Consider the following 23,893-nt stretch of genomic DNA (forward strand, 5'->3'; position numbering starts at 1 on the left):
TTTTATACATGATGCAGACTCGATTTTGCCGGACTCAAATTCCAAGAACACTTGAATGTGTTGTATTGGTGTTTGTCTTAAAGACAAACATTGAGAACTTTACAATCAACAATAAATTGTTGATTTGTCAGCTTTCCAAATTGTTAAAGAGCTATGTTAGCTACAAGCTTTCGCTTGTGAACTATCAATCTGTGTGGACACTCATCGTGAATAATCATCGTATAAGGAGGTGATCCAGCGCCAGGTTCCCCTAGCGCTACCTTGTTACGACTTCACCCCAGTCATGAACCACAAAGTGGTAAGCGTCCTCCCGAAGGTTAAACTACCTACTTCTTTTGCAGCCCACTCCCATGGTGTGACGGGCGGTGTGTACAAGGCCCGGGAACGTATTCACCGTGGCATTCTGATCCACGATTACTAGCGATTCCGACTTCACGGAGTCGAGTTGCAGACTCCGATCCGGACTACGACGCACTTTTTGGGATTCGCTCACTCTCGCAAGTTGGCTGCCCTCTGTATGCGCCATTGTAGCACGTGTGTAGCCCTACTCGTAAGGGCCATGATGACTTGACGTCGTCCCCACCTTCCTCCGGTTTATCACCGGCAGTCTCCCTGGAGTTCCCGACATTACTCGCTGGCAAACAAGGATAAGGGTTGCGCTCGTTGCGGGACTTAACCCAACATTTCACAACACGAGCTGACGACAGCCATGCAGCACCTGTCTCAGAGTTCCCGAAGGCACCAATCCATCTCTGGAAAGTTCTCTGGATGTCAAGAGTAGGTAAGGTTCTTCGCGTTGCATCGAATTAAACCACATGCTCCACCGCTTGTGCGGGCCCCCGTCAATTCATTTGAGTTTTAATCTTGCGACCGTACTCCCCAGGCGGTCTACTTAACGCGTTAGCTCCGAAAGCCACGGCTCAAGGCCACAACCTCCAAGTAGACATCGTTTACGGCGTGGACTACCAGGGTATCTAATCCTGTTTGCTCCCCACGCTTTCGCATCTGAGTGTCAGTATCTGTCCAGGGGGCCGCCTTCGCCACCGGTATTCCTTCAGATCTCTACGCATTTCACCGCTACACCTGAAATTCTACCCCCCTCTACAGTACTCTAGTCTGCCAGTTTCAAATGCAATTCCGAGGTTGAGCCCCGGGCTTTCACATCTGACTTAACAAACCACCTGCATGCGCTTTACGCCCAGTAATTCCGATTAACGCTCGCACCCTCCGTATTACCGCGGCTGCTGGCACGGAGTTAGCCGGTGCTTCTTCTGTCGCTAACGTCAAATAATGCAGCTATTAACTACACTACCTTCCTCACGACTGAAAGTGCTTTACAACCCGAAGGCCTTCTTCACACACGCGGCATGGCTGCATCAGGCTTGCGCCCATTGTGCAATATTCCCCACTGCTGCCTCCCGTAGGAGTCTGGACCGTGTCTCAGTTCCAGTGTGGCTGATCATCCTCTCAGACCAGCTAGGGATCGTCGCCTTGGTGAGCCATTACCTCACCAACTAGCTAATCCCACCTAGGCATATCCTGACGCGAGAGGCCCGAAGGTCCCCCTCTTTGGCCCGTAGGCATTATGCGGTATTAGCCATCGTTTCCAATGGTTATCCCCCACATCAGGGCAATTTCCTAGGCATTACTCACCCGTCCGCCGCTCGACGCCGTTATCGTTCCCCGAAGGTTCAGATAACTCGTTTCCGCTCGACTTGCATGTGTTAGGCCTGCCGCCAGCGTTCAATCTGAGCCATGATCAAACTCTTCAATTTAAGATTTTGTCGGCTCAATGAATACTGAACATTACATAAGTAATGTTTGAATTGACTGTGCTGAATCTTTCGATTCAATGGTCACTTCGTTTCATTGAAACCTAATTTGAAACCGAAGCTTCTAATTGGATTATCATCAACGAGTGCCCACACAGATTGATAGGTTCTTATTTTTAAAGAGCTACTCTTCTTTGTGACTCACATCACTTCGGAAGAGGCGGCCATTCTAGCGAGATAATTTTTTGTGTCAAACACTTTCTCAAATTATTTCGTTTTTCTTTTTGACCTTGCCGACTTTGCTTTGAACCCTTGTGAGCTCTGCCCTGTCGACAAGGAGGCATTATAGAGATCGCGCTCACATTGGCAAGCGTTATTTTGCAAAAATTGCAAAAATAATGGTTAAACGCTGAGTTTTCGCTCAAAGCCTTATTTATCCAACTTTACCCAAAGAAGGCAAACAACTTATCCACAGAGTTATCCTTTTGAACCTAATATTTACTCTTATAAATAAAGAAAAGCTGCTTTACGGCAGCTTCTTTTAATTAACTCAAACTCGACTTTAACCAATTGACCACTAGATACCGGAGCCGTCTTGCTCAGTTCCATCATCCTCATGCAATCCACACTCACGTTTTAAGCCAAAGAAACGGGTTTCCTCTTCAGACATGCCCGGCTCCCACTTTTTAGTCGTATGTGTATCACCTACCGAGAGGTAACCTTGCTCCCAAAGAGGGTGATAACTTAAACCGTGTTCTTCTAGATAATAGTGCACATCTTTATTTGTCCAGTCGATCACGGGCAAGAACTTAAACACTCCATTTTGAATCGATAAGATAGGCAGACCTGCTCGAGATTTACTTTGCTCTCGGCGTAATCCAGAAAACCAAGTACCAACGTTTTGCTCACGCAGAGCACGTCGCATCGGTTCGACCTTGTTTATCTTGTTGTACTTCTCGATCCCCTCGATACCTTGTTCCCAAAGTTTCCCATAACGCGCTTCCTGCCAATGGGCACTTTCTATCGCTCGGTATACTTTAAGGTTGAGGTTTAGTTGCGCCTTTAACTGATCAATAAAATGATAGGTCTCTGCGAATAGATATCCGGTATCCGTTAGGATGATCGGAATATCCGGCTTTTGTTGTGTCACAAGATGAAGCATCACTGCAGCTTGGATACCGAAACTGGATGAGACTGCGAACTCCCCTTCCAAATTCTCCAATGCCCACTTTACTCTCTCTTGCGCCGAAAGCTGTTCGAGCTCGACATTGATTTGAGCAAGACGGAGGATTTGCTCCGTCTTTGTTAATGTCAGTAACTCTGCTAGCTCCGGCTTGGAGGCTACAGAATCAAGCATGGAAGTCCCTCTTTGATACGAACACTTCTTGAATAATTCCAGCTCGAATAGTGAAATCGCCAAATGCTTCGCCTTCTTCACGCTCAACAGCCCAACGAGCCACCAGCTGATCAATCTCTTCTAAGATTTGCTTGTCCGTAATGTTCTCTTTATACATCTTCGGTACTCTTGTACCGCCGCGATTACCACCTAGGTGTAAGTTGTAACGACCCGGCGCTTTACCGACTAAGCCGATTTCTGCCAGCATTGCTCGTCCACAACCATTTGGACACCCTGTGACACGAAGAATGATGTTGTCTTCTTCAGGTAGACCATGCTTTTCTAAAATGTCTTCAACATCGTTAACAAACTGAGGAAGGAAGCGCTCGGCTTCTGCCATTGCTAATGGACACGTTGGGAATGCCACACACGCCATCGAGTTCTTACGTTGTTCACTTACGCCGTCATCCATTAAGCCATGCTCACGAGCAATCTTCTCGATCTTCGCTTTTTGGCTTTTTGGTACACCAGCAACAATCAGGTTTTGGTTTGCCGTCATGCGGAAGTCGCCTTTGTGAATTTTGGCAATTTCAGCGACCCCTGTCTTAAGTGGCTTACCCGGGAAATCCAACAAACGACCGTTTTCGATGAAGAGTGCTAGGTGATGCTTACCATCGATACCTTCAACCCAACCGATACGGTCACCACGTTCCGTTAATTCGTAAGGGCGGCTTTGCTCAAATTTAACACCGGCACGTTTTTCTACTTCCGCTTTAAACACATCACTACCGACACGATCTAATGTGTATTTGGTTTTTGCATTCTTACGGTTAGAACGGTTACCCCAATCACGTTGAGTTGTTACTACAGCAGCGGCAACATCAAGTGTTTTCTCTAGTGGGATAAAACCAAAGTCATCCGCTCTACGTGGATAAGTTGACGTATCGCCATGCGTCATCGCTAGACCACCACCAACAAGCACGTTAAAACCAACCAGCTTGCCGTTATCTGCAATCGCTACGAAGTTAAGATCGTTAGCGTGTACGTCTACGTCATTTTGCGGTGGAATAACCACTGTGGTTTTAAACTTACGTGGTAGATAGTTCTTACCCAGAATCGGTTCGTCTTCTTCCGTGCTTTCTACTTTTTCACCGTCCAACCAAATCTCTGCATAAGCACGTGTCTTAGGTAGTAGATGCTCGCTGATCTTCTTCGCCCATTCGTAAGCTTCTTGGTGTAGCTCTGACTCCACTGGATTAGTGGTACACAACACGTTACGGTTAACGTCACCCGCAGTTGCAATCGAGTCAATACCAATGCTGTTTAACGTTTGGTGCATCAACTTGATATTTGGTTTTAGCACGCCATGGAACTGGAACGTTTGACGAGTAGTAAGACGAATACTTCCATATAAAGAGTGCTCGGTTGCAAACTTGTCGATCGCTAGCCATTGCTTTGGTGTAATGATGCCACCCGGCATACGTGCACGAAGCATGACGTTATGTAGCGGCTCCAACTTTTGTTTAGCACGCTCGTTACGGATATCGCGGTCATCTTGCTGGTACATTCCGTGAAAACGAATCAATTGGAAGTTGTCCGCAGTAAAGCCACCAGTAATGCGGTCTTGCAGATCTTGTTCAATCGTTCCACGCAGTAAATTACTTTCTCTTTTAAGGCGCTCGTTATCCGAGAGTGGACCAAGCACCTCACCTAATACTTCTTGGCTGTTTGATTGTTGATTCGCGCTCATTAGTACACATCCCTTTGGTAACGTTTCGCTTTACGTAGATCGTTGATAAATGCTTCGGCTTCTTCACGAGATAGCTTGCCTTGTTGCTCGGCTACAAATACCAGCGCATCGTGAACATCTTTTGCCATACGAGTGGCATCACCACATACATAGATGTAGGCACCATCTTGAATCCATTGCCACACTTGTTCAGCGTTTTCTAGGATGCGATGTTGAACATAAACCTTCTCTGCTTGGTCACGACTAAACGCAACATCAAGGCGAGTCAGCAAACCTGACTTGAGGTACTTCTGCCATTCAACTTGGTAAAGGAAATCTTGAGTAAAGGTACGGTCACCAAAGAACAACCAGTTCTTACCTTCCGCGTCACGGTTATCACGCTCTTGAATAAAGCTACGGAAAGGCGCAATACCAGTACCAGGACCAACCATGATGATTGGTGTGTTGTCATCTTGTGGCAGTTTGAAGTTATTGTTGTGCTCAACAAACACTTTCACTTCACCGCCTTCTTCTAGACGTTGAGCGAGGAAACTCGATGCTCCACCATAGCGTTTTTCCTCACCTTTGTCGTATTCAACCAAACCTACGGTTAGATGAACTTCTTCATCGACTTCCGTTTGACTCGAAGCGATAGAATATAGACGAGGTGTCAACCGACGAAGCAAACCAACCAATTCTTCGGCACTTAGCTTGGTCTTCTTCTCTGCAAGCACATCCACAACTTGGGTATTTGCAGCGTACTCACGAAGCTTGTCTTTATCTTCCACTAGCTTTTGTAGTTTCTTGCTACCAGATAGCTCTGCGAATTTAGTGACAAGTTGAGGGTTTGATGCGGTGATTTCGTACTTGCTAACCAATGCACTATGAATAGAAAGGCTTTCACCATCCACTTCAATACTCTCGACACCAGAAAGACCGACTTTCCCTAAAATGGCATTAGCAAGTTCAGAGCTATTATCGAACCACACGCCTAGGGCATCACCCGGTTGGTAAGTCAGGCCCGACTCTTCTAAATCAATCTCTACGTGACGAACGTCTTTACCTGAATCACGCCCCGTGATTTTCTGGCTGGTCAGTAGTGTGGCTGTATATGGATTTTGCTTGTTGTAAGCAGAATGCCCTGGAGCGGCTTGACCGACAGGTAGTTGAACCACTTCTGCTTCATTACCTGAAGAAAGGGCTTCTTTTACTTGTTCAAGCGCTTGCTTACGCCATTCTGCAGCCGGTGCTTCATAATCCACATCACAATCAATACGGTCGATGAAGGCAGTTGCGCCGAGCTTAGATAAGTAAGTATCAAAGTCTTTACCCGTTTGGCAGAAGAACTCGTAACTAGAATCACCCAGAGCAATTACGGCGTATTGCAGATTTGGTAACTTCGGGGCTTTCTTAGATTGAAGGAACTCATGCAGTTCAATGGCATTGTCCGGCGCTTCACCCTCACCATTGGTCGACGCTACGATGATCACATGGGTTTCTTTCGCAAGGTTCTTGCCTTTGTAATCGCTGGCGTCAAATAGCTCAACAGCAATGCCTTCAGCTTTAGCTTCTTGCTCTAGAGCCTCAGCAACGCCTTTTGCATTGCCGGTTTGAGAAGCAAAAATGATGCTTAGCTTTCCTGCTGGTTTTGCCGCCACCGCTGCTGCCGCTTGCGCAATTGGGTTTGCAGCCGCTGCGCTTGGTTGGTTTTGAGCTAGCCCCCAGAAGTACCCACTGACCCATGCGAGTTGTTGTGAAGACAACTCAGAGACAGTTTGCTGGAGTGCGTTAAATTGCTGGTCATTGATCGGGCTTGCGATTGGTGGGTTACCACTCTGCCCTTTATTTTCTTCCGATACATTCTTTTGAAAAGACATTGTCACGACATCCCTATTCATTGCGTGACGATAGATTAACCAACCTCCCTAATAACAAGAAAGAATAGAAGTGAATGTTTTATAACTTTTTGGAAGTATAAAAGCGAAACCAAGATTCAACGATCTTCAATTCGAACTTGCTGAAAGCCGACAGCCATGGCTGACTTTGAAGCCGTATCGAGATCATCGTATAGGCATTCTTCTCCATGACTGTCCGTGAGACAAACGAAACCTCCACGCGCATGGCGAAACTCAACAACCCATCCGCCTTCTTGAATTGAAGGTTCGATAATAGCTTCTACCAGCTGGTTGTCACGAAATAGATGTCGTAATTCATTTATTGTCATCGCAATCCCTGCTCCAACTTTTATACATTGCTCTTAGATAAGCATGGTCGAAGTCTGAAACTTGGGCGAGAAATTCGATTTAATATAATGAAGTGATATAAAAAAACGCCGCTTATAAAACGACGTTTTAAAGAATTGAGTAGTATCGAGTTAGAAGGAGTATTCTGCAGATATAAAGAACCCGTTTGCAAAGATGAACTCTTTGCCTAAGCTCGATAAGAACTGTTCCGACTCTAAATCAATCACACGGTACCCCCCACGAAAAGCCAGTTGAGACTCTTGGAAAGGAATTCGGTATTGCATACCAGCCATCAGATCAGTGCTTTTAATGCCTTTGTTATCACCAAAGTTCATTTCACCAATTACATCAAAATTAGTATTTGGTACCGTTATTTCCGCATAACCATACCAAGCCCAAATCAGCTCATCAAAATCTTCAGTACGAGCATTAGTGCCGGCATCCACGTATTTCGTGTCACTCAAATTACTAAAGGTAAGACCTGCATCAAAATGAAGCAAATCATGTTCAAGAACTTGGTAGTAAAGCGTAAGGTCTAGCTTATCGAAGCCCATATAATCCGCATCAACGCTTGAGTAACGAAGGCGCGCGTTTGGTACATATTTTACATCATGCTCAATCGCTGCATAAAAAGTACCGGTTGTACTGCTATCTCTTCTAACCTCATTAACTTTAGTATCTGCCGCCCAGACTTCTGCTCCTACCTTAGCAGTAAAAGAAGACTCTTCTGCAAAACAAGGGTAAGACGCTGCCAGCGATAGGGATACTGTCGCTAAAGCGATGGTCGCTTTATATGTCATGTGATTTTTACTCCGAGATAGCTGATTTCAACATTAAGGGGCGTGCCGGGATAATATCATATTCTCGCAGCCCCCCATCAACTAAATATCCATAACAACTTACTTATAACGAGGTTGGGCAACGCAATTTTTAAAAAACCAAATACCTAGCGCAATAACAATTAACCACGGCAATAACTTCAGTACTACGCCGACCATACCCAGCAAGAACATCACCACTAGAGCAATTCCCGTCGCGGCAAATACTGTGACCATGGTAATCCCTGTTACCAGCAAAGTTGCCGTGAAAACTAAAATAAAGATGAGTTCCAACATAATCACTTCTCCTTTGTTTTAGTTTAACTAGAGCAGGTTCTGTACCAACTTATGAAAAACGAACTAAGCCAATGATCTATAGACAAAAATAAAGCCAGAGGCATTTCTACACTCTGGCTTTACTATTTGTTAGTTGGTAATTTTCACCAACCACTGGTGAAATTTACACGTTCAACTCTTTAGGAATCTTAGCAAGTGCGTCTTGTAGCACCTCTAGACCTGAACCAGGTTTATGCGCATTTTCACTGATGTGGCGACGCCATTGACGAGCACCTGGCATGTTTTGGAATAGACCCAACATATGACGCGAGATATGACCTAGGTAAGCACCTTTTGCCAATTGTGCTTCGATGTACGGGTACATCTCTTCGACAATTTCACTACGCTTTTTAACTGGAGCCGTTGAACCAAATAGCTCTTGATCAACAGACGCTAGCAAGTAAGGGCTTTGGTAGGCTTCACGACCGATCATTACACCATCTAGGTGTTGTAGATGCTCTTTTGCTTCTTCTAGTGACTTCACGCCACCATTGATAGCAATAGTCAGATGCGAAAAGTCTTGCTTCAATTGATATGCCCGTGGGTAATCCAATGGTGGGATTTCACGGTTTTCTTTCGGGCTCAAACCACTCAGCCACGCTTTACGCGCATGAATAGTAAATTGCTCACAGCCGCCTTTTTCAGACACAATTGAAACGAAGTCTGTTAGGAACTCATAAGAGTCTTGATCGTCGATGCCGATACGTGTTTTTACTGTTACGGGAATATCCACAACAGATTTCATCGCTGCTACGCAGTCTGCTACCAACTGAGGCTCAGCCATTAGGCATGCACCAAAGCGACCGTTTTGCACACGATCAGATGGACAACCTACGTTAAGGTTGATTTCATCATAACCACGCTCTTGGGCTAACTTGGCACACGTCGCCAAATCTGCCGGGTTAGAACCACCAAGCTGAAGGGCTAACGGATGCTCTTCTTCGTTATAAGCTAGGAAATCCCCTTTTCCATGAATGATTGCACCTGTCGTTACCATTTCGGTATACAACAAGGTTTCTTTGGTCATCAAGCGATGGAAATAACGGCAATGACGATCCGTCCAATCAAGCATTGGTGCTACCGAAAGCCTGCAAGAATGAGTCATGATAAAGACACCCATATACGTATTAATTAAGGGAGCGTGATTAGCGCTCAAAATTCAAGTCGGCTATTGTATACCTATTGGGCTTTGGGATGCGAGTCTCGTTGACAATTTCAGTCAATAGGAAACACGCATAAAGTGTGTGTTCCTGCACTAATTCATCATTTGAGCCCTACGCAATTTGCTTTATGTCATGATTTTCGTTTTGATAGCAGGTAAAATTAAGAATTTCTAAACCAAGTTCCAATAGAAATGGTTTATCATTAGGCTAGTCCAATAGTTATGGTGAAGGATTTGGACCCAACAATCATTGAACAAATTGAAGGAATATGTGCGGCCAGAGGAGTGAGATTAACTCCACAGCGTCGACGCGTTTTTGAGCTTATTTGTTCTAATCGCCGCGCCTCTAGTGCGTATGAGCTATTGGAGCAACTAAAGGAGAGCGAACCTCAAGCAAAGCCTCCTACAGTATATCGGGCTTTAGATTTTCTGTTGGAACAAGGTTTCATTCATAGAGTCGAGTCTACCAATAGTTTCATCACTTGTTGCTCTTGCAACACCGATCAGCACTATTTCCAATTGCTAATTTGCGATAAATGTGGCGACGTCGTTGAACTTGAAGATGAGACACTGATATCCTTGTTAGCCAATAACGCAGAGAAGCATGGCTTTCGAGTTACTAATCAGGTAATCGAAACGCATGGTACATGCCAGACATGTTCCTCCGAAATGAAAGAATAAGTATATAGAAGAACGTTATGCGCGCTGAATTTGTAAACCCGTTTTTAGCTTCATTAATGAATGTACTAAAAACGATGGCTTCCTTGGAGCTGAAGCCTCAAAAACCCCGTATCAAGAAGGATGAAATTGCACGTGGCGATGTTTCTGGCTTGATCGGTATGGTTGGAGCTCAAACTAGAGGTTCAATGTCGATTACTTTTGACGAAGCTCTAGCGCTAGAAATCATGCAAAACATGTTGGGCGAACGCCCAAATGGATTGAACGAAGAAGTTACGGATATGGTCGGTGAAATCACTAATATGGTGACTGGCGGCGCAAAACGTATTCTGGCTGAAAGTGGTTTTGATTTTGATATGGCAACTCCAGTTGTAGTATCAGGTAAGGGTCACACTATTCGTCACAAGTGTGAAGGCTCAATCATTATCATGCCTTTCTCTTCACAGTGGGGAAATGCCTTCATTGAGATTTGCTTTGAATAATTGAGAAGAAATAGGTTGGTCCGTGCCAACCTATTTTGTTTCTGCCTCAGGCAATAAAAAAGGTCAGCATTTGCTGACCTTTTGTTTTTCTATTCAAACATTAAGCCTTGAACGCTTTAAATGCATTGATTAGACCGTTTGTCGAGCTGTCGTGTGAACTAATCTCAGAACCGTCAGCTAGCTCAGGTAGGATTTGGTTTGCTAGTTGTTTGCCTAGCTCCACACCCCATTGGTCGAAGCTGAAGATGTTCCAGATAACGCCTTGAACGAAGATTTTGTGCTCGTACATTGCGATCAGGTTACCTAGCGTGCGAGGTGTGATTTGCTTAACTAGGATAGAGTTCGTTGGGCGGTTACCTTCAAATACTTTGAACGGTACTAGAGACGCCATTTCTTCTTCGCTCTTACCTGCTTTCGCAAATTCTGCCTTCACAGTTTCTGCTGACTTACCAAATGCCAATGCTTCTGTTTGTGCAAAGAAGTTAGACATCAGTTTTTGGTGGTGGTCGCTTGCTGGGTTGTGGCTGATTGCAGGTGCAATGAAGTCACATGGGATCAGCTTAGTGCCTTGGTGAATCAGCTGGTAGAACGCGTGCTGACCGTTAGTGCCCGGTTCACCCCAGATGATAGGACCAGTTTGGTAAGTCACTGCGTTACCTTCACGGTCAACGTACTTACCGTTAGATTCCATGTTACCTTGCTGGAAGTACGCCGCGAAACGGTGCATGTACTGGTCGTAAGGTAGGATTGCTTCAGACTCAGCGCCGTGGAAATTGTTGTACCAAATACCGATCAGAGCAAGAATCACTGGGATGTTGCTTTCTAGATCTGTCGACACGAAGTGGTTATCCATCTCATGAGCACCGTCTAGAAGCTCGATAAAGTTGTCGTAACCTACGGACAATGCAATTGAAAGACCGATTGCTGACCATAGTGAGTAACGACCACCAACCCAGTCCCAGAACTCAAACATGTTGTCAGTGTCGATACCAAACTCAGATACTGCAGGAGCGTTAGTAGAAAGCGCTGCGAAGTGCTTAGCAACGTGTGCTTGATCACCAGCTGTCTCAAGGAACCAATCACGAGCAGAGTGCGCGTTAGTCATGGTTTCTTGAGTCGTGAACGTCTTAGACGCGATCAAGAATAGCGTTGTCTCTGGATCTACTTTCTTCAGCGTCTCAACGATGTGAGTACCATCAACGTTAGAAACGAAGTGCAGGTTTAGGTGGTTTTTGTATGGTGCTAGTGCTTCAGTCACCATGTAAGGACCAAGGTCTGAGCCGCCGATACCGATGTTTACGATATCTGTGATTGCTTTACCTGTGTAACCTTTCCACTCACCGCCGATTACACGCTCAGTGAATGATTTGATTTTTTCTAGAACCGCGTTTACCGCTGGCATTACGTCTTCGCCGCCAACCATTACAGGTTTGTTCGAACGGTTACGCAGTGCAGTATGAAGAACAGCGCGATCTTCTGTTTTGTTGATCGCTTCACCACTGAACATCGCTTCAATTGCTGACTTAAGCTCAGTCTCGTTAGCAAGAGCGAAAAGGTGCTTCAGAGTTTCCTCGTTGATTAGGTTCTTTGAGTAATCGACTAGGATGTCTGAGCCGAAGCGTGCAGAGTATTTGTCGAAACGCGCAGCGTCTTGAGCAAATAGCTCTTTCAGATCCATATCTTGTGCAGATTCGAAATGCGCAGTTAGCGCTTTCCAAGCTTGTGTTTGCGTTGGATTGATATTTTTCAACATGGTCTTTATCCCGATGTTACAGTAGGTTCCATTCCTTACAGTCTAGCGAAAACTGCGGAATCCCCGATTTAGCAAATAGAATATAAATGAGATGTTTGGGCAAATTGCCACAAAACAAGTCTTTGTAATTTTTTTTCAGTCGCCAATTATGACTGAGTGCCCTTACACTCACATTGAGTTAGGTCACGTTCCCTGTTTCGAATTTAAACAATTCATTTATGACGTTGGGAATCATATCATTTACTAATGACAGGCTCTAATTGGATTAGGATAGACGCCAACCCAAATTTTTCCAAAGGAACGCATATGTGGGCACAAAAAACTCTGCAATTAAAAGCACGTAGTCGAGGCTTTCATCTGATCACTGATGAAATTGAACAACAATTACCACAAATCCAATCGCTTTCAGTAGGTTTGTTACATTTATTCATTCAGCATACGTCAGCCAGTTTGACCTTAAATGAAAATGCCGACCCGACTGTGCGTATGGATATGGAAGCTCACTTCAATAAGTTTGTGCCTGAGCGTGCGCCTTATTATCAACACACCTATGAAGGTGATGACGATATGCCAGCTCATATTAAAGCGTCTTTACTTGGCAGCAGTGTGACAATTCCTATTCAAAATGGGCAATTAGCGCTGGGAACATGGCAGGGAATTTACTTAGGCGAGCACCGTGATTACGGTGGCAGCCGACGCATTATTGCCACCATCAACGGCGAATAACTCTGATAAAACAAAGACTAACCACAGGGTTAGCCTTTGTTTTATATCGATTTAGAACGGTTGATTTATCATGACTCGGAAGGTGCCCTCGTCAGCACCTTTTGCCATCTCGGCACGAACTACAATCCCTTCAACTTGGAAGCGCACAGCGCCACCGACGTTCCACTTCATGTCTTCATGCAATGTCTTGAGGTCATAATTGTCCGCGACTCGCCCTACTTCAACAAATGCCACCCATTGCCACCAAGGTAAGTCGTAGTAGTTGATAAGAGGAATATCATCGAGTGGCTGCCAGTCTGGCAATACGCGGTATTCCGCAGAATAATGAATCGCACTGCGCCCATGATAACGACCTGCCGTATAACCACGCAGACGATACAAACCACCTAAGCGCACTTGTTCTTGCTCAGGTGGTCGACTACATACTGTACCATCACACTGATTCCATGTCGGTGTATCTGCTGTATAGAAATCGAATGCCAGAACTTGCTGATCAAACCAATCGCCCAACGGACCCAACGAGTAATACTGACTGTTTTGAAACTCCCACTTCAACCATAGATCTTCTGACTGTAAGCTCTCCGCTCCCGTAGTTAAGTCAAACGAGGTATGGGAGCCTCGCGTGGTATTACGCACACTGTCGCGGTTATCCCAGTCAAATGTCAGGCTAAAACCTGTCGCTTCTTCTTTCTTATCGTTGTAGATGTCTAACTCACGAGAAGAATAAAACGGCGTGAAGATAATTGAACTGACACCGGACTCAACTGGAGAAGCAAAACTTACATCGCGAATCGGTTGGAATGCACCAAGTAACCCGTGTTCACGAACGTTGCCCCAAGGAAGCAGGAACTTGAACTCCAGCTTGTAGTTCTCTTCATCCCCATTGGTTATGGTTTTGTCTTCCGTTGAGGAGCCGTTTGAGCCTTGATCGCCTAAGTAATATGGATTGTCGTTAAAGCGCGCTTGATACATCTGCGTGCTAAACAAAAGGTTTGATGACAAAGCGTAATTGAAAGCCGAAAGAAAACCGACGTAGCTGTCTTTCTCAGAATACAGCCCCATACCAAACAGCGCGGCTTGTGGCTGACCAACGCCTTTTGCTACACCAGCAAGACCGATGGTGCTACCTAAGGTTTCGGTACTGAAATAAAAAGGAACGAATGCAGAGTCTTTTTCTTTCGCGACACTTTGGTGGGATAAAAAAAGGCTGGCAGAAAATGCCAGCACTAAACATATTTGGTTCTTCATGGGCTACTTCGTGTATTCCATTTCAACGCGAGAAGTCAGCTTAGTCACAAGCTCATAAGCAATGGTGCCTATGTGGCTTGCTACCTCTTCCACCGGTAAGTCCTTACCCCATAGAATCGCTTCATCGCTCACTTTATCCGTCGCATCGGCCCCTAAATCGACCGTCAACATATCCATAGATACACGCCCAGCGATTGGCACTTTACGTCCGTTAACTAGAACTGGCGTACCATTTGGTGCCGTTCGCGGATAACCATCGCCGTAACCAACCGCAATAACACCTACTTTGGTGTCTCGTTCACTAGTCCACATACCACCATAACCGACGCTTTCACCTTTCTTCACTTCGCGTACTGCGATCAGGTGCGACTTGAGCGTCATGACTGGTCGGTAGCCCATGTCTTGCGCTGTTCGGTGATTAAATGGTGAAACACCATACATAATGATCCCAGGACGAACCCAATCAAGTTGGCTCTGTGGCCATGCAAGCAAACCTGCCGATGCCGCTAAAGAGCGCTCGCCCTGACAGCCAGCGGTCAGCGACATAAATAACTCAATTTGTTCTGTGGTGATGTTACTCTCTAGTTCATCTGCACAACCAAAGTGACTCATGTAACGCAGCGGCTTTGCTACATTGGGACAAGCATTTAGTCGACTAAGAAACTCATCATATTGCTCTGGGCGTACACCCAGTCGGTGCATACCACTGTCGATTTTTAACCACACGACGACAGGTGTCTCAAGCTCAGCTTGCTCAAGAGCCGCAAGTTGTTCCTCACAATGAACAACCGTTTGAATGTTGTTGGTCACCAAAACGGGCAGATCACCCGAGGAGTAGAAACCTTCGAGAAGAAGAATGGGTTTCACTACTCCGCATGCGCGAAGTTGAAGCGCTTCCTCGATTCGAGCTACACCAAATGCATCAGCGTGGGTGGCATGCTTAGCTACATGACGAAGCCCATGACCATAGCCATTCGCCTTCACCACCGCCATCACTTTGCTTTCTGGCGCTTGTTCTTTTACGCGTTGTAAGTTGTGTTGCAGTGCTGACAAGTCAATACATGCCATCGCGGCTTTCATATAGCTCATGGTATTACTCATCATCAATATCAAATGCTGGGCCCGCGTAGTTATCGAAGCGCGAGTGTTGACCTTGGAAGGTTAAGCGAACCGAGCCGATGGGGCCGTTACGTTGCTTACCAAGAATAATTTCTGCCGTACCTTTGTACGGGCTATCTGGGTTATAAACCTCGTCACGGTAAATGAACATGATCAAGTCGGCATCCTGCTCGATAGAGCCCGATTCACGCAAATCTGAGTTAACTGGGCGTTTATCGGCACGCTGCTCTAGGGAACGGTTTAGCTGCGATAGTGCAACAACTGGTACGTTCAATTCTTTCGCCAATGCTTTCAAAGAGCGCGAAATTTCCGCGATCTCCAAAGTACGGTTATCAGAGAGAGCAGGAACACGCATTAGCTGAAGGTAGTCGACCATGATCATCGATAGGCCACCATGCTCACGAGCTACACGACGAGCACGGGAACGTACTTCTGTTGGTGTTAGACCAGAGCTGTCATCGATGTACATGTTTTTCTTCTGCATCAGGATACCCATGGTAGAAGAAATACGAGCCCAATCTTCATCATCAAGCTGACCAGTACGGATCTTGGTTTGGTCAACGCGAGATAGGGACGCAAGCATACGCATCATCAACTGTTCGGCAGGCATCTCTAGCGAGAAGATAAGTACCGGTTTGTCTTGGTCCATCGCCGCGTTTTCACACAGGTTCATCGCAAAAGTGGTTTTACCCATCGATGGACGTGCCGCTACAATGACCAAGTCAGAACCTTGCAGACCTGCGGTTTTCTTATTGAGATCATTAAAACCAGTGTTCACACCGGTCACGCCATCTTGAGGTGTTTTATAAAGCAACTCGATACGCTCAAGCGTTTTTTCAAGAATGTTATCAACGTTTTGCGGACCTTCATTTTCACTGGTTCGAGACTCTGCGATAGCGAAAACTTTACTCTCCGCCATATCGATCAAATCTTCAGAGCTTCTGCCTTGTGGATCATAACCAGCGTCTGCGATTTCATTTGCCACACCAATTAAACCACGAACAATGGCACGTTCAGCGACAATATCCGCATAGGCATTAATGTTTGCGGCACTTGGCGTGTTTTTGGCCAGGTCTGCTAGGTATGCAAAACCACCAACATCATCGAGCTGCTCATGACGTTCCAGATGCTCTGATAAAGTAATCAGATCAAGTGGTTTCCCTGCTTCGAGAATGGTCTTAACACCTTCAAAGATCAGACGATGAGGGCGACTGTAGAAATCACTACTAACAACACGTTCAGCAACGGTGTCCCAGCGTTCGTTGTCTAGTAACAGACCACCAATTACTGATTGCTCGGCTTCTAGTGAGTGAGGTGGGACTTTGATTGCATCTACCTGACTATCCGAAGGTTTGCGATTTCTATTTTCCGCCATGACTTTGCTCGATAACTACTAATGACCCGAGATTATAACCTTAAACCTAACCAAGATGCTTCCCTGATGAGACAATTAGTTGTCAGGAATTCAACTCACCAATAGGTATTGAATTTCGTTTGGGTCTAATAAAAATTAACCGACCATTGACCAAGCACACTATATGTATCAGTATCATGCCCCTCCTTTTCTCAACATCCGAGGTATTTGTGTCACGATACTGGTTACTTAGCTTTGGCTTGCTTTGTGCAGGTACAGCGTATGCCGAAGAATCAGTACAAACAGAGCAAACCGTCAAAGCTCCTGCTCCACTGAAAACGGAGGTCGAGTTCGGCTATCAAGCTCACACAGGTAACACGGATTCACGCTCCTTGAATGCTCGCCTGAGCGCAGAGTACACCGCCGGACGGCACCGTTCGAATGGAGAATGGAAGTTCTATAATCTGTATAAAGATGGCGAAGAAGATAAGCGCTCCTCGACTTACAGCGCTCAAACCGACTATAAGTTAGGCCCTAAGACATATTTCTACGGCAGCTTTAAAGGCGTTGATTCTCGCTACAGTGCTTATTTCAAAGATTACACACTTTCTGGCGGTTTAGGTTATCAGTTCTCTTATACTGAACAATTTGTATTAGAGGTTGAGGTGGGGCCAGGCTTCCGTTATCAAGAACCTAACTTAGATGAAATTGATGACGATGACATTATCTTTCCTGACATAGTTCAAGAAGGCATCTTCCGAGGCAACATTAACACCTCATGGCAAGTACTCGACAACCTGAGTTTTTCAGCTGATGTCACGTTAGTAGCAGGTAAAAGCAACACCCGAGTTGATAGTGACTTAAGTATCACCAATGACATCACTGAAGATATTGCATTAAAGCTTACTCACTCCCGTCAATATCACGATAAAGTGCCAGATGGATTGGAAAAGGCTGACAGTGTCTTTTCAGTAAATCTGCTGTTTCTGTTCTAGAAACGGACTTCCTTCTTCGCAAATTTCAGACATAAAAAAAGCACCTCATAAGAGGTGCTTTTTAGCATTTCGTCTTGGTACTGAATTACTCAGCAGCAACAACTTGTACGTTCGCAGTAGCGAAAACTTCTGAGTGAAGTTGAACGCTGATCTCGAACTCACCAGTGTTACGTAGAGCACCTTCAGGAAGGCGAACTTCGCTCTTAGCAACTTCAACGCCTGCAGCTGTGATAGCGTCAGCGATGTCACGAGTACCGATAGAACCGAATAGTTTGCCTTCGTCACCAGCTTTAGATGCGATAACAACAGCTTCTAGAGCGTTAACTTTCTCAGCACGTGCTTCTGCAGCAGCTAGTTGCTCAGCAACTTTAGCTTCTAGTTCAGCGCGACGAGCTTCGAACATTTCAACGTTACCTTTAGTAGCCATAACTGCTTTACCTTGAGGGATAAGGAAGTTACGAGCGTAGCCAGATTTAACGTTTACAGTATCGCCAAGACCACCTAGGTTACCGATTTTATCAAGTAGAATAACTTGCATTGCTTAATCCTCTTTCTTAATAAAACGACCGATTACTGATGCTTGTCAGTGTACGGTAGTAGAGCTAGGTAGCGCGAACGCTTGATAGCGCGAGCTAGTTGACGTTGGTATTTAGCGCTTGTACCAGTGATACGGCTAGGAACGATTTTACCAGCTTCAGTGATGTAGTTTTTAAGAGTTGCTACGTCTTTGTAATCAATCTCTTGTACGCCTTCTGCAGTGAAACGGCAGAATTTACGACGACGGAAGAAACGAGCCATGGGCTATCTCCTGATCTTAAATTTGAGTAATGTTGTCGGCGTGTAACACTAATTTCCCAACGCCATTTCGGCCGGTTTGGTAAGCAACAAAACCACTTACCTTAATGTTACTGCCTTGTACTAAATTCTGAGTTAATGCTTGCGACCTAAGCCCACTGACAACTACCGGCATTCGACAATAAACTTGTCGTGGTAGGTCAGCTTCGATGATAGTAGAACGATGCTCTACCCAAAACCGACAGTGTTCAATGCCACTAGGGCTTTTACTACGAATGGGCGGCTTGGCAATGGTGCCACTCAGCTCCATTCGATTGGTCATAAGAAATATTACTCAGCAGCTGCTTCTGGCTTAGCTTCAGCACGCTCTTCGCGACGAGGAGCACGCTCTGCACGCTCTTCTTTCTGCTTAAGCATGATAGATTGCTCAGTGATAGCCGCTTTAGTACGCATGATCATGTTACGTAGAACTGCATCGTTGAAACGGAAAGCAGTTTCTAGCTCATCGATTACAGCTTGGTCAGCTTCAACGTTCATTAGAACGTAGTGAGCTTTGTGAAGCTTGTTGATTGGGTAAGCCAGTTGACGACGGCCCCAGTCTTCTAGACGGTGGATTTTACCGCCAGCTTCAGTGATTGAACCAGTGTAACGCTCGATCATGCCAGCAACTTGCTCGCTTTGATCAGGGTGCACCATGAATACGATTTCGTAATGACGCATTGGTTGCTCCTTACGGATTATTAGCTTCCACGATTGGCTCGGTCGTCCAGAGGAAGCAAGGAACTAAAGAAAATTGACCGAGTTTTAAGGAGCACGAATAGTACAGAAAGGAAGCAAAATAGGCAAGTGATTATTTGCACACCACGCTGGATATTTTTGCTTAGCTCACGCCAGAAATAATAAAGGCTACCAACCAAGTGGCAGCCTTTTAAATCATCACGTTACAACGCTTTCTTTAAAGCTAATCTGTCAGCGCTTATTTGACTTCTGCAAGCTCTGCGCGCATTTTGTCGATCACCTGTTTGTAATCCGGCTCGCTGAAAATAGCCGAACCAGCAACAAACATATCTGCGCCCGCTTCTGCAATTTCACGAATGTTATCAACTTTCACACCACCATCGATTTCTAGACGAATATCACGACCAGACTCGTCAATCATCTTGCGCACTGCTCGTAGTTTATCTAGCGTGTGAGGGATAAATGATTGCCCACCAAAACCAGGGTTTACTGACATCAGTAGAATCAAGTCAACTTTGTCCATGATGAACTCAAGATGTGCAAGCGGTGTTGCTGGATTAAGTACTACACCCGCTTTACAGCCATGCTCTTTGATAAGCTGGAGAGTACGATCTACATGCTCAGATGCTTCAATGTGGAAAGTGATCATCGACGCGCCAGCTTTTGCGAAATCAGGGATGATACGATCAACAGGCTTCACCATTAGGTGAACATCGATTGGGGCAGTAATACCGTAATCACGTAATGCTTTACACACTGGCGCACCAAAAGTCAGGTTTGGTACATAGTGGTTATCCATAACGTCGAAGTGCACCACATCCGCACCAGCTGCGAGTACTTTCTCTACGTCTTCACCTAGACGAGCAAAATCAGCCGATAAAATGGATGGAGCAATTAGAAAATCTTTCATACCTGACCTCAGTAGTGGCGAGCAAACAGCAAATAATTTGCGCGCAATTCTACCGAAGCCAGTGGGGAGATCCACTATTTAGATGCAATAGTGTGAGAATTAAGAGTCAGATTTATCTGCGTCTGACGCACGGAATAGAGCAAGCAGCTCGTCAACTTTATTGCGACCGCTGCCGTTACGGCTGATAGTACGCTTCACTTTTACCACGTTCAGTTCTGCACCATGGTATAGGCGACGCGTTAACTTCGTGTCGTGGTTAGAGATCAGAACTGGAATGCCTCGTTCAGTTGCCGCTTTCTCCGCAATGTCTGCCAACGCTGCTTGATCATCAAGCGTAAAGCCATTTCCTGCATAAGAGGTAAAGTTTGCAGTGTTAGATAGCGGTGCGTAAGGCGGGTCGCAGTAAACCACACTGCCCTTACGTGCTCGGCTGAATGTTTCTGGGTAACCTTCACAAACAAAAGTCGCTTTCTTCGCTTTTTCAGCAAAGAATTCCATCTCTACTTCTGGGAAGTACGGCTTCTTGTAAGAACCAAATGGCACGTTGAAGCCACCTTTCTTGTTGTAACGGCACAGCCCATTAAAACCAAAACGGTTCATGTATAGGAACGCCAGAGAGCGGTACATGACGTCGTCCGTTTTATTAAACTCAGCGCGAATGCTCAGGTAGGCTTCTTTGCGGTTGTTCTCTGCAACAAACCAACGCTTCGCTTCTGAGATGTACTCTTCAGGACGCTCTTTCAGCAAGTTGTAGAGATTAATCAAATCTGGATTGATGTCCGCCAGTAGATATTGGTCGTAATCGGTATTAAGAAACACCGAACCAGCCCCAACAAAAGGTTCAACTAGCTTTCGAGCCGGTGGCAAATGGCGTTGGATGTCTTCAACCAGACCGTATTTTCCTCCTGCCCATTTCAGAAAGGCTCGTTGCTTTTTCATCTACTGCTCTATCTATCGACCAAAAATTAAGGCTGCGGAATGTAACATATTTTTCAGCGAAGCTCAGGATTATTTCACACGCTCTATCTCACGCTGAACTTGTCTTAACGATTTTGCCCAAGGACTCAGCGCTTTGAGTGAAGATGGTAAACTATCTACCGCATCTCTAGCCTGCTGAATGGTTGGGTAATCTTGATAAGTAATGATGTACCAATCAGTATTATTTCTCACTGTTGGGTAGATTCTTACTTTGCCGTTAAGTTGGTAATCATCTAAAAAAGATTGCACATCTTCTAAAGATGTCATCGCTGCTAACTGCAAGGTATACGCTCTCGGAGAGAGAGTCTTCAACTCCTCTTTAGCAAAAGAGAACTGAACAATCGGCGGTGAAGAAGCATCTGATTCAGGGTTCGCCACTTCCTCTGTAGCTTCAGGTCGAATCACCTCAATCAATGCTGAGCTTGCAACACTAGGCGTTTCGCTTTGAATCGAGGTCGGCTCTACAACTTGTTTTATTTCTGTTGTATCTACCGTATCAGCCTTACCTTCAAGCAATGCATCAACGACATCTGACTCAATAACAACTCGCTGCTGAGTATCTTCATTACCAACGCTAGCCACCTCTTCGACAATGGCTGGCGGCAGCGCATCCGAATCATCTTGAGCACCTGAAATATCCAAAGAGGGATCTACACTGTGATCTAACGGTGTTAAGTTTTCCGTTTTTTTAGCCTCTTTATCACTTGGCTCCGATAACGTCGGTATTGCCGTCTGTTCCAAAGAGCCTGCAATTTGCTGAGCTTTATCATCGGGAGTCGGCTGATTGAGCATCCACCAGTATCCACCAGCAGCAAGAAGCAATAACGCTAATACGACAACAGCAATTTTAATTGGCGAGCCAACTATAGAGCGGATAATGATCCTTTTTTCCACTTTTAAATCTCCTAACGCCATAATGTCACCAGGGATTGGACTGACTGTTTTAAAAGCAGCCCGCGTGCGCTTTTCATTGTCATCATCAACATAGCGCATTACTAATGACTCAAAAAACTGCCTTGCTTCCATTTCAGACAGCATATCAACTTCGAGCTCAACGGGTTTAAGTTCTTGCCCGTAACTCACCCGTTGCAAAACGTTTTCTAAACGACCAAGCTGAGAAAATAGTATGACATTGATTTTCCAATTTGAATTTGCCTGAGCCGCTAATACAAGCATCCACAGCTCAGAAATAAGTGCTTCACTTAACAGGTGGGCGTCATCGACCACTATCGCAATGTCACACGACTCGCTATCTAGAATTCGCTCCATACTGTCTAGCAAACTATCTTGCTGATTGAAAAGCGCATCACTCACAATTTGACTTAAAATCTGCATACGACGCTGGGTATCATCCTGGTTGGGATGACACAGCAATAAGCACTGATTCTTATTCGTGGCACCAACTTCAAGATATCGTTGGGCTAGCCATGACTTTCCGAATCCAATATCGCCATTAACCACAATAAGGTTAGAGCTAAAGTTGCTCAACATAGCGAGGCGATGCAATAAATCTGTTTGAGAGTCTAATTCTAAAATATGAGCTGCACTCATTCGTTAACCCTAATAATGCATCAATGACGCCTGAAGGCGTCACTGTTTAGGTTAAATATCGCGACCGAAGTCGATAGCTTGTTTGATTATGTCTTGCGATGTGTCCGCAATGACTTCTGCACTGCCAATGCCAGTTGGCAGAACTAAACGTAGCTGACCGGATAAGACTTTCTTATCTCGCATCATGTGTGTCATGAAGTCATCAAAGCTCATGGTATCTGGCGTATGCACTGGTAGTTTTGCTCGACGCATAATGGTAATAATGCGATCCAGCTGTTGCTGCGTAATTAAGCCACGTAGATGCGACGCCTTCGCTGCCATAACCGTACCAGAAGATACCGCTTCACCATGCAACCAGTTACCGTAACCCAATTCAGCTTCAATCGCATGACCAAAGGTATGGCCTAAGTTCAACAACGCTCGGATGCCCGATTCTTTCTCATCTTGAGCTACAACTTCTGCTTTGATTTCACAACAACGTGCGATGGCATAAGTCAGTGCTTCTTCATCCAATGCATATAGACGGTCAAGGTTCTCTTCTAACCAGTCGAAGAAAGCACCATCATAAATAATGCCGTACTTGATCACCTCAGCAATACCCGCAGCAAACTCGCGCTCTGGGAGCGTCGATAGGCAGTTGGTATCGATGATAACCGCTTTAGGTTGGTAAAAAGCACCAATCATGTTTTTACCAAGCGGATGGTTCACTGCCGTTTTACCGCCAACCGACGAGTCCACTTGAGACAATAGTGTGGTTGGAATCTGGATGAAATCAACACCGCGTTGGTAGCATGCCGAGGCAAAGCCAACAAGGTCGCCAATCACACCACCACCTAACGCAATAATCACTACGTCACGAGCATAGCTTCCTTCTAGCAGGAAGTTCATGACTTGATTAAATGTGTCTAAGCTTTTGTATTGCTCACCATCAGGTAATTCAAGCAATGAGGCATCACAACCAAGCTGTTTTAGCTGGCGAAGAATTTTGTCCGCGTACAGAGGAGCAACCGTGACATTACTGATCACGACGACTTTCTGATTGGCATTTTTGTTTGAAAGAATTTGAGAAAGGTACGCCGGGTCTTCAAATAACCCGGCGCCAATTGAGATTGGGTAGCTACGCTCTGCTAGATTGACCGTAATCCGTTCCATCGGTGTGCTCCAATTTGA

General features: G+C 45.4%; 23 protein-coding genes and 1 rRNA gene. 4 read left to right on the top strand and 20 right to left on the bottom strand.

The genetic code is table 11. From position 1 onward, the window contains the following. Positions 1 to 222: 222 nt before the first annotated feature. From J4N37_RS14260 to dusA, 8 genes are all read right to left on the bottom strand, one after another. Positions 223 to 1,775: ribosomal RNA gene (locus J4N37_RS14260) — 16S ribosomal RNA — on the bottom strand. Between the two features lie 574 nt (positions 1,776 to 2,349). Next, complete coding sequence (locus J4N37_RS14265; protein ID WP_010443866.1) at positions 2,350 to 3,129, bottom strand: phosphoadenylyl-sulfate reductase; 780 nt, start codon at positions 3,127 to 3,129, stop codon at positions 2,350 to 2,352. Continuing rightward, complete coding sequence (cysI, locus tag J4N37_RS14270) at positions 3,122 to 4,858, bottom strand: assimilatory sulfite reductase (NADPH) hemoprotein subunit (RefSeq protein ID WP_252041232.1); 1,737 nt, start codon at positions 4,856 to 4,858, stop codon at positions 3,122 to 3,124. The genes J4N37_RS14265 and cysI overlap by 8 nt, the downstream gene beginning before the upstream one ends. Then, a complete protein-coding gene (locus J4N37_RS14275) occupies positions 4,858 to 6,714 on the bottom strand; it encodes an assimilatory sulfite reductase (NADPH) flavoprotein subunit (RefSeq protein ID WP_252041234.1) in 1,857 nt (618 codons plus the stop codon). The genes cysI and J4N37_RS14275 overlap by 1 nt, the downstream gene beginning before the upstream one ends. A 116-nt stretch (positions 6,715 to 6,830) precedes the next feature. Continuing rightward, complete coding sequence (locus tag J4N37_RS14280; RefSeq protein WP_010443872.1) at positions 6,831 to 7,061, bottom strand: hypothetical protein; 231 nt, start codon at positions 7,059 to 7,061, stop codon at positions 6,831 to 6,833. A 150-nt stretch (positions 7,062 to 7,211) separates the two neighbouring features. Continuing rightward, entirely contained in the window at positions 7,212 to 7,880 is a 669-nt protein-coding gene (locus J4N37_RS14285) for a TIGR04219 family outer membrane beta-barrel protein (RefSeq protein WP_252041236.1), read from the bottom strand. 99 nt (positions 7,881 to 7,979) lie between these two features. After that, on the bottom strand, positions 7,980 to 8,195 hold the full coding sequence (pspG, locus tag J4N37_RS14290) for an envelope stress response protein PspG (RefSeq protein WP_010443877.1): 216 nt from the start codon (positions 8,193 to 8,195) through the stop codon (positions 7,980 to 7,982). Positions 8,196 to 8,358: 163 nt separating this feature from the next. Further along, entirely contained in the window at positions 8,359 to 9,339 is a 981-nt protein-coding gene (dusA, locus tag J4N37_RS14295) for a tRNA dihydrouridine(20/20a) synthase DusA (protein WP_010443879.1), read from the bottom strand. A gap of 279 nt (positions 9,340 to 9,618) precedes the next feature. On the opposite strand from dusA, the gene zur reads away from it, so the two are divergent. Beyond that, on the top strand, positions 9,619 to 10,077 hold the full coding sequence (zur, locus tag J4N37_RS14300; protein ID WP_010443880.1) for a zinc uptake transcriptional repressor Zur: 459 nt from the start codon (positions 9,619 to 9,621) through the stop codon (positions 10,075 to 10,077). A 17-nt stretch (positions 10,078 to 10,094) separates the two neighbouring features. Continuing rightward, on the top strand, positions 10,095 to 10,556 hold the full coding sequence (locus J4N37_RS14305; protein WP_010443881.1) for a chemotaxis protein CheX: 462 nt from the start codon (positions 10,095 to 10,097) through the stop codon (positions 10,554 to 10,556). Between the two features lie 100 nt (positions 10,557 to 10,656). On the opposite strand, the gene pgi is transcribed toward J4N37_RS14305, so the two are convergent. Further along, positions 10,657 to 12,309, bottom strand: coding sequence for a glucose-6-phosphate isomerase (gene pgi, locus J4N37_RS14310; protein ID WP_029560881.1), 1,653 nt, complete (start codon positions 12,307 to 12,309; stop codon positions 10,657 to 10,659). A gap of 306 nt (positions 12,310 to 12,615) precedes the next feature. Here pgi and J4N37_RS14315 point away from each other — a divergent pair, with 306 nt between their 5' ends. After that, positions 12,616 to 13,035, top strand: coding sequence for a secondary thiamine-phosphate synthase enzyme YjbQ (locus tag J4N37_RS14315; protein ID WP_021017969.1), 420 nt, complete (start codon positions 12,616 to 12,618; stop codon positions 13,033 to 13,035). Between the two features lie 51 nt (positions 13,036 to 13,086). Here the strand turns inward: J4N37_RS14315 and J4N37_RS14320 are convergent, their stop codons facing one another. The 3 genes from J4N37_RS14320 to J4N37_RS14330 are packed head-to-tail and all read right to left on the bottom strand — an operon-like array spanning position 13,087 to position 16,777. Beyond that, entirely contained in the window at positions 13,087 to 14,283 is a 1,197-nt protein-coding gene (locus J4N37_RS14320) for a BamA/TamA family outer membrane protein (protein ID WP_071236473.1), read from the bottom strand. Between the two features lie 3 nt (positions 14,284 to 14,286). Then, positions 14,287 to 15,363: an alanine racemase gene (gene alr / locus J4N37_RS14325; protein ID WP_045394880.1), complete on the bottom strand. Its 1,077-nt coding sequence runs from the start codon at positions 15,361 to 15,363 to the stop codon at positions 14,287 to 14,289. A gap of 13 nt (positions 15,364 to 15,376) precedes the next feature. Then, positions 15,377 to 16,777 (bottom strand): replicative DNA helicase, encoded by a 1,401-nt coding sequence (locus J4N37_RS14330; RefSeq protein ID WP_010443886.1) that lies wholly within the window; start codon positions 16,775 to 16,777, stop codon positions 15,377 to 15,379. A 209-nt stretch (positions 16,778 to 16,986) separates the two neighbouring features. On the opposite strand from J4N37_RS14330, the gene J4N37_RS14335 reads away from it, so the two are divergent. Beyond that, positions 16,987 to 17,751, top strand: a complete 765-nt coding sequence (locus J4N37_RS14335) for a DUF481 domain-containing protein (RefSeq protein WP_010443887.1) — start codon at positions 16,987 to 16,989, stop codon at positions 17,749 to 17,751. Between the two features lie 85 nt (positions 17,752 to 17,836). Here J4N37_RS14335 and rplI read toward each other — a convergent pair whose 3' ends face one another. From rplI to aroB, 8 genes are all read right to left on the bottom strand, one after another. Further along, positions 17,837 to 18,289, bottom strand: coding sequence for a 50S ribosomal protein L9 (gene rplI, locus J4N37_RS14340; protein WP_010443888.1), 453 nt, complete (start codon positions 18,287 to 18,289; stop codon positions 17,837 to 17,839). Positions 18,290 to 18,321: 32 nt separating this feature from the next. Then, on the bottom strand, positions 18,322 to 18,549 hold the full coding sequence (gene rpsR, locus J4N37_RS14345; RefSeq protein ID WP_000090472.1) for a 30S ribosomal protein S18: 228 nt from the start codon (positions 18,547 to 18,549) through the stop codon (positions 18,322 to 18,324). Between the two features lie 16 nt (positions 18,550 to 18,565). Further along, positions 18,566 to 18,868, bottom strand: a complete 303-nt coding sequence (gene priB / locus J4N37_RS14350) for a primosomal replication protein N (RefSeq protein WP_010443889.1) — start codon at positions 18,866 to 18,868, stop codon at positions 18,566 to 18,568. A gap of 8 nt (positions 18,869 to 18,876) precedes the next feature. Then, a complete protein-coding gene (rpsF, locus tag J4N37_RS14355) occupies positions 18,877 to 19,266 on the bottom strand; it encodes a 30S ribosomal protein S6 (protein WP_010443890.1) in 390 nt (129 codons plus the stop codon). Positions 19,267 to 19,522: 256 nt separating this feature from the next. Continuing rightward, the gene (rpe, locus tag J4N37_RS14360; RefSeq protein WP_005532698.1) at positions 19,523 to 20,194 is read right to left on the bottom strand and encodes a ribulose-phosphate 3-epimerase; all 672 of its coding nucleotides are present in this window, start codon (positions 20,192 to 20,194) and stop codon (positions 19,523 to 19,525) included. Positions 20,195 to 20,293: 99 nt separating this feature from the next. Next, positions 20,294 to 21,133 carry a Dam family site-specific DNA-(adenine-N6)-methyltransferase gene (locus J4N37_RS14365; RefSeq protein WP_252041238.1) on the bottom strand — a complete coding sequence of 280 codons (840 nt, stop codon included), beginning with the start codon at positions 21,131 to 21,133 and terminating at the stop codon, positions 20,294 to 20,296. A 69-nt stretch (positions 21,134 to 21,202) separates the two neighbouring features. Then, a complete protein-coding gene (locus J4N37_RS14370) occupies positions 21,203 to 22,723 on the bottom strand; it encodes an SPOR domain-containing protein (RefSeq protein WP_171306862.1) in 1,521 nt (506 codons plus the stop codon). A 51-nt stretch (positions 22,724 to 22,774) separates the two neighbouring features. After that, positions 22,775 to 23,875, bottom strand: coding sequence for a 3-dehydroquinate synthase (gene aroB, locus J4N37_RS14375; protein WP_252041240.1), 1,101 nt, complete (start codon positions 23,873 to 23,875; stop codon positions 22,775 to 22,777). Positions 23,876 to 23,893: the final 18 nt, after the last annotated feature.

This window comes from Vibrio sp. SCSIO 43153, assembly GCF_023716625.1.
Lineage (GTDB): Bacteria > Pseudomonadota > Gammaproteobacteria > Enterobacterales > Vibrionaceae > Vibrio > Vibrio rotiferianus.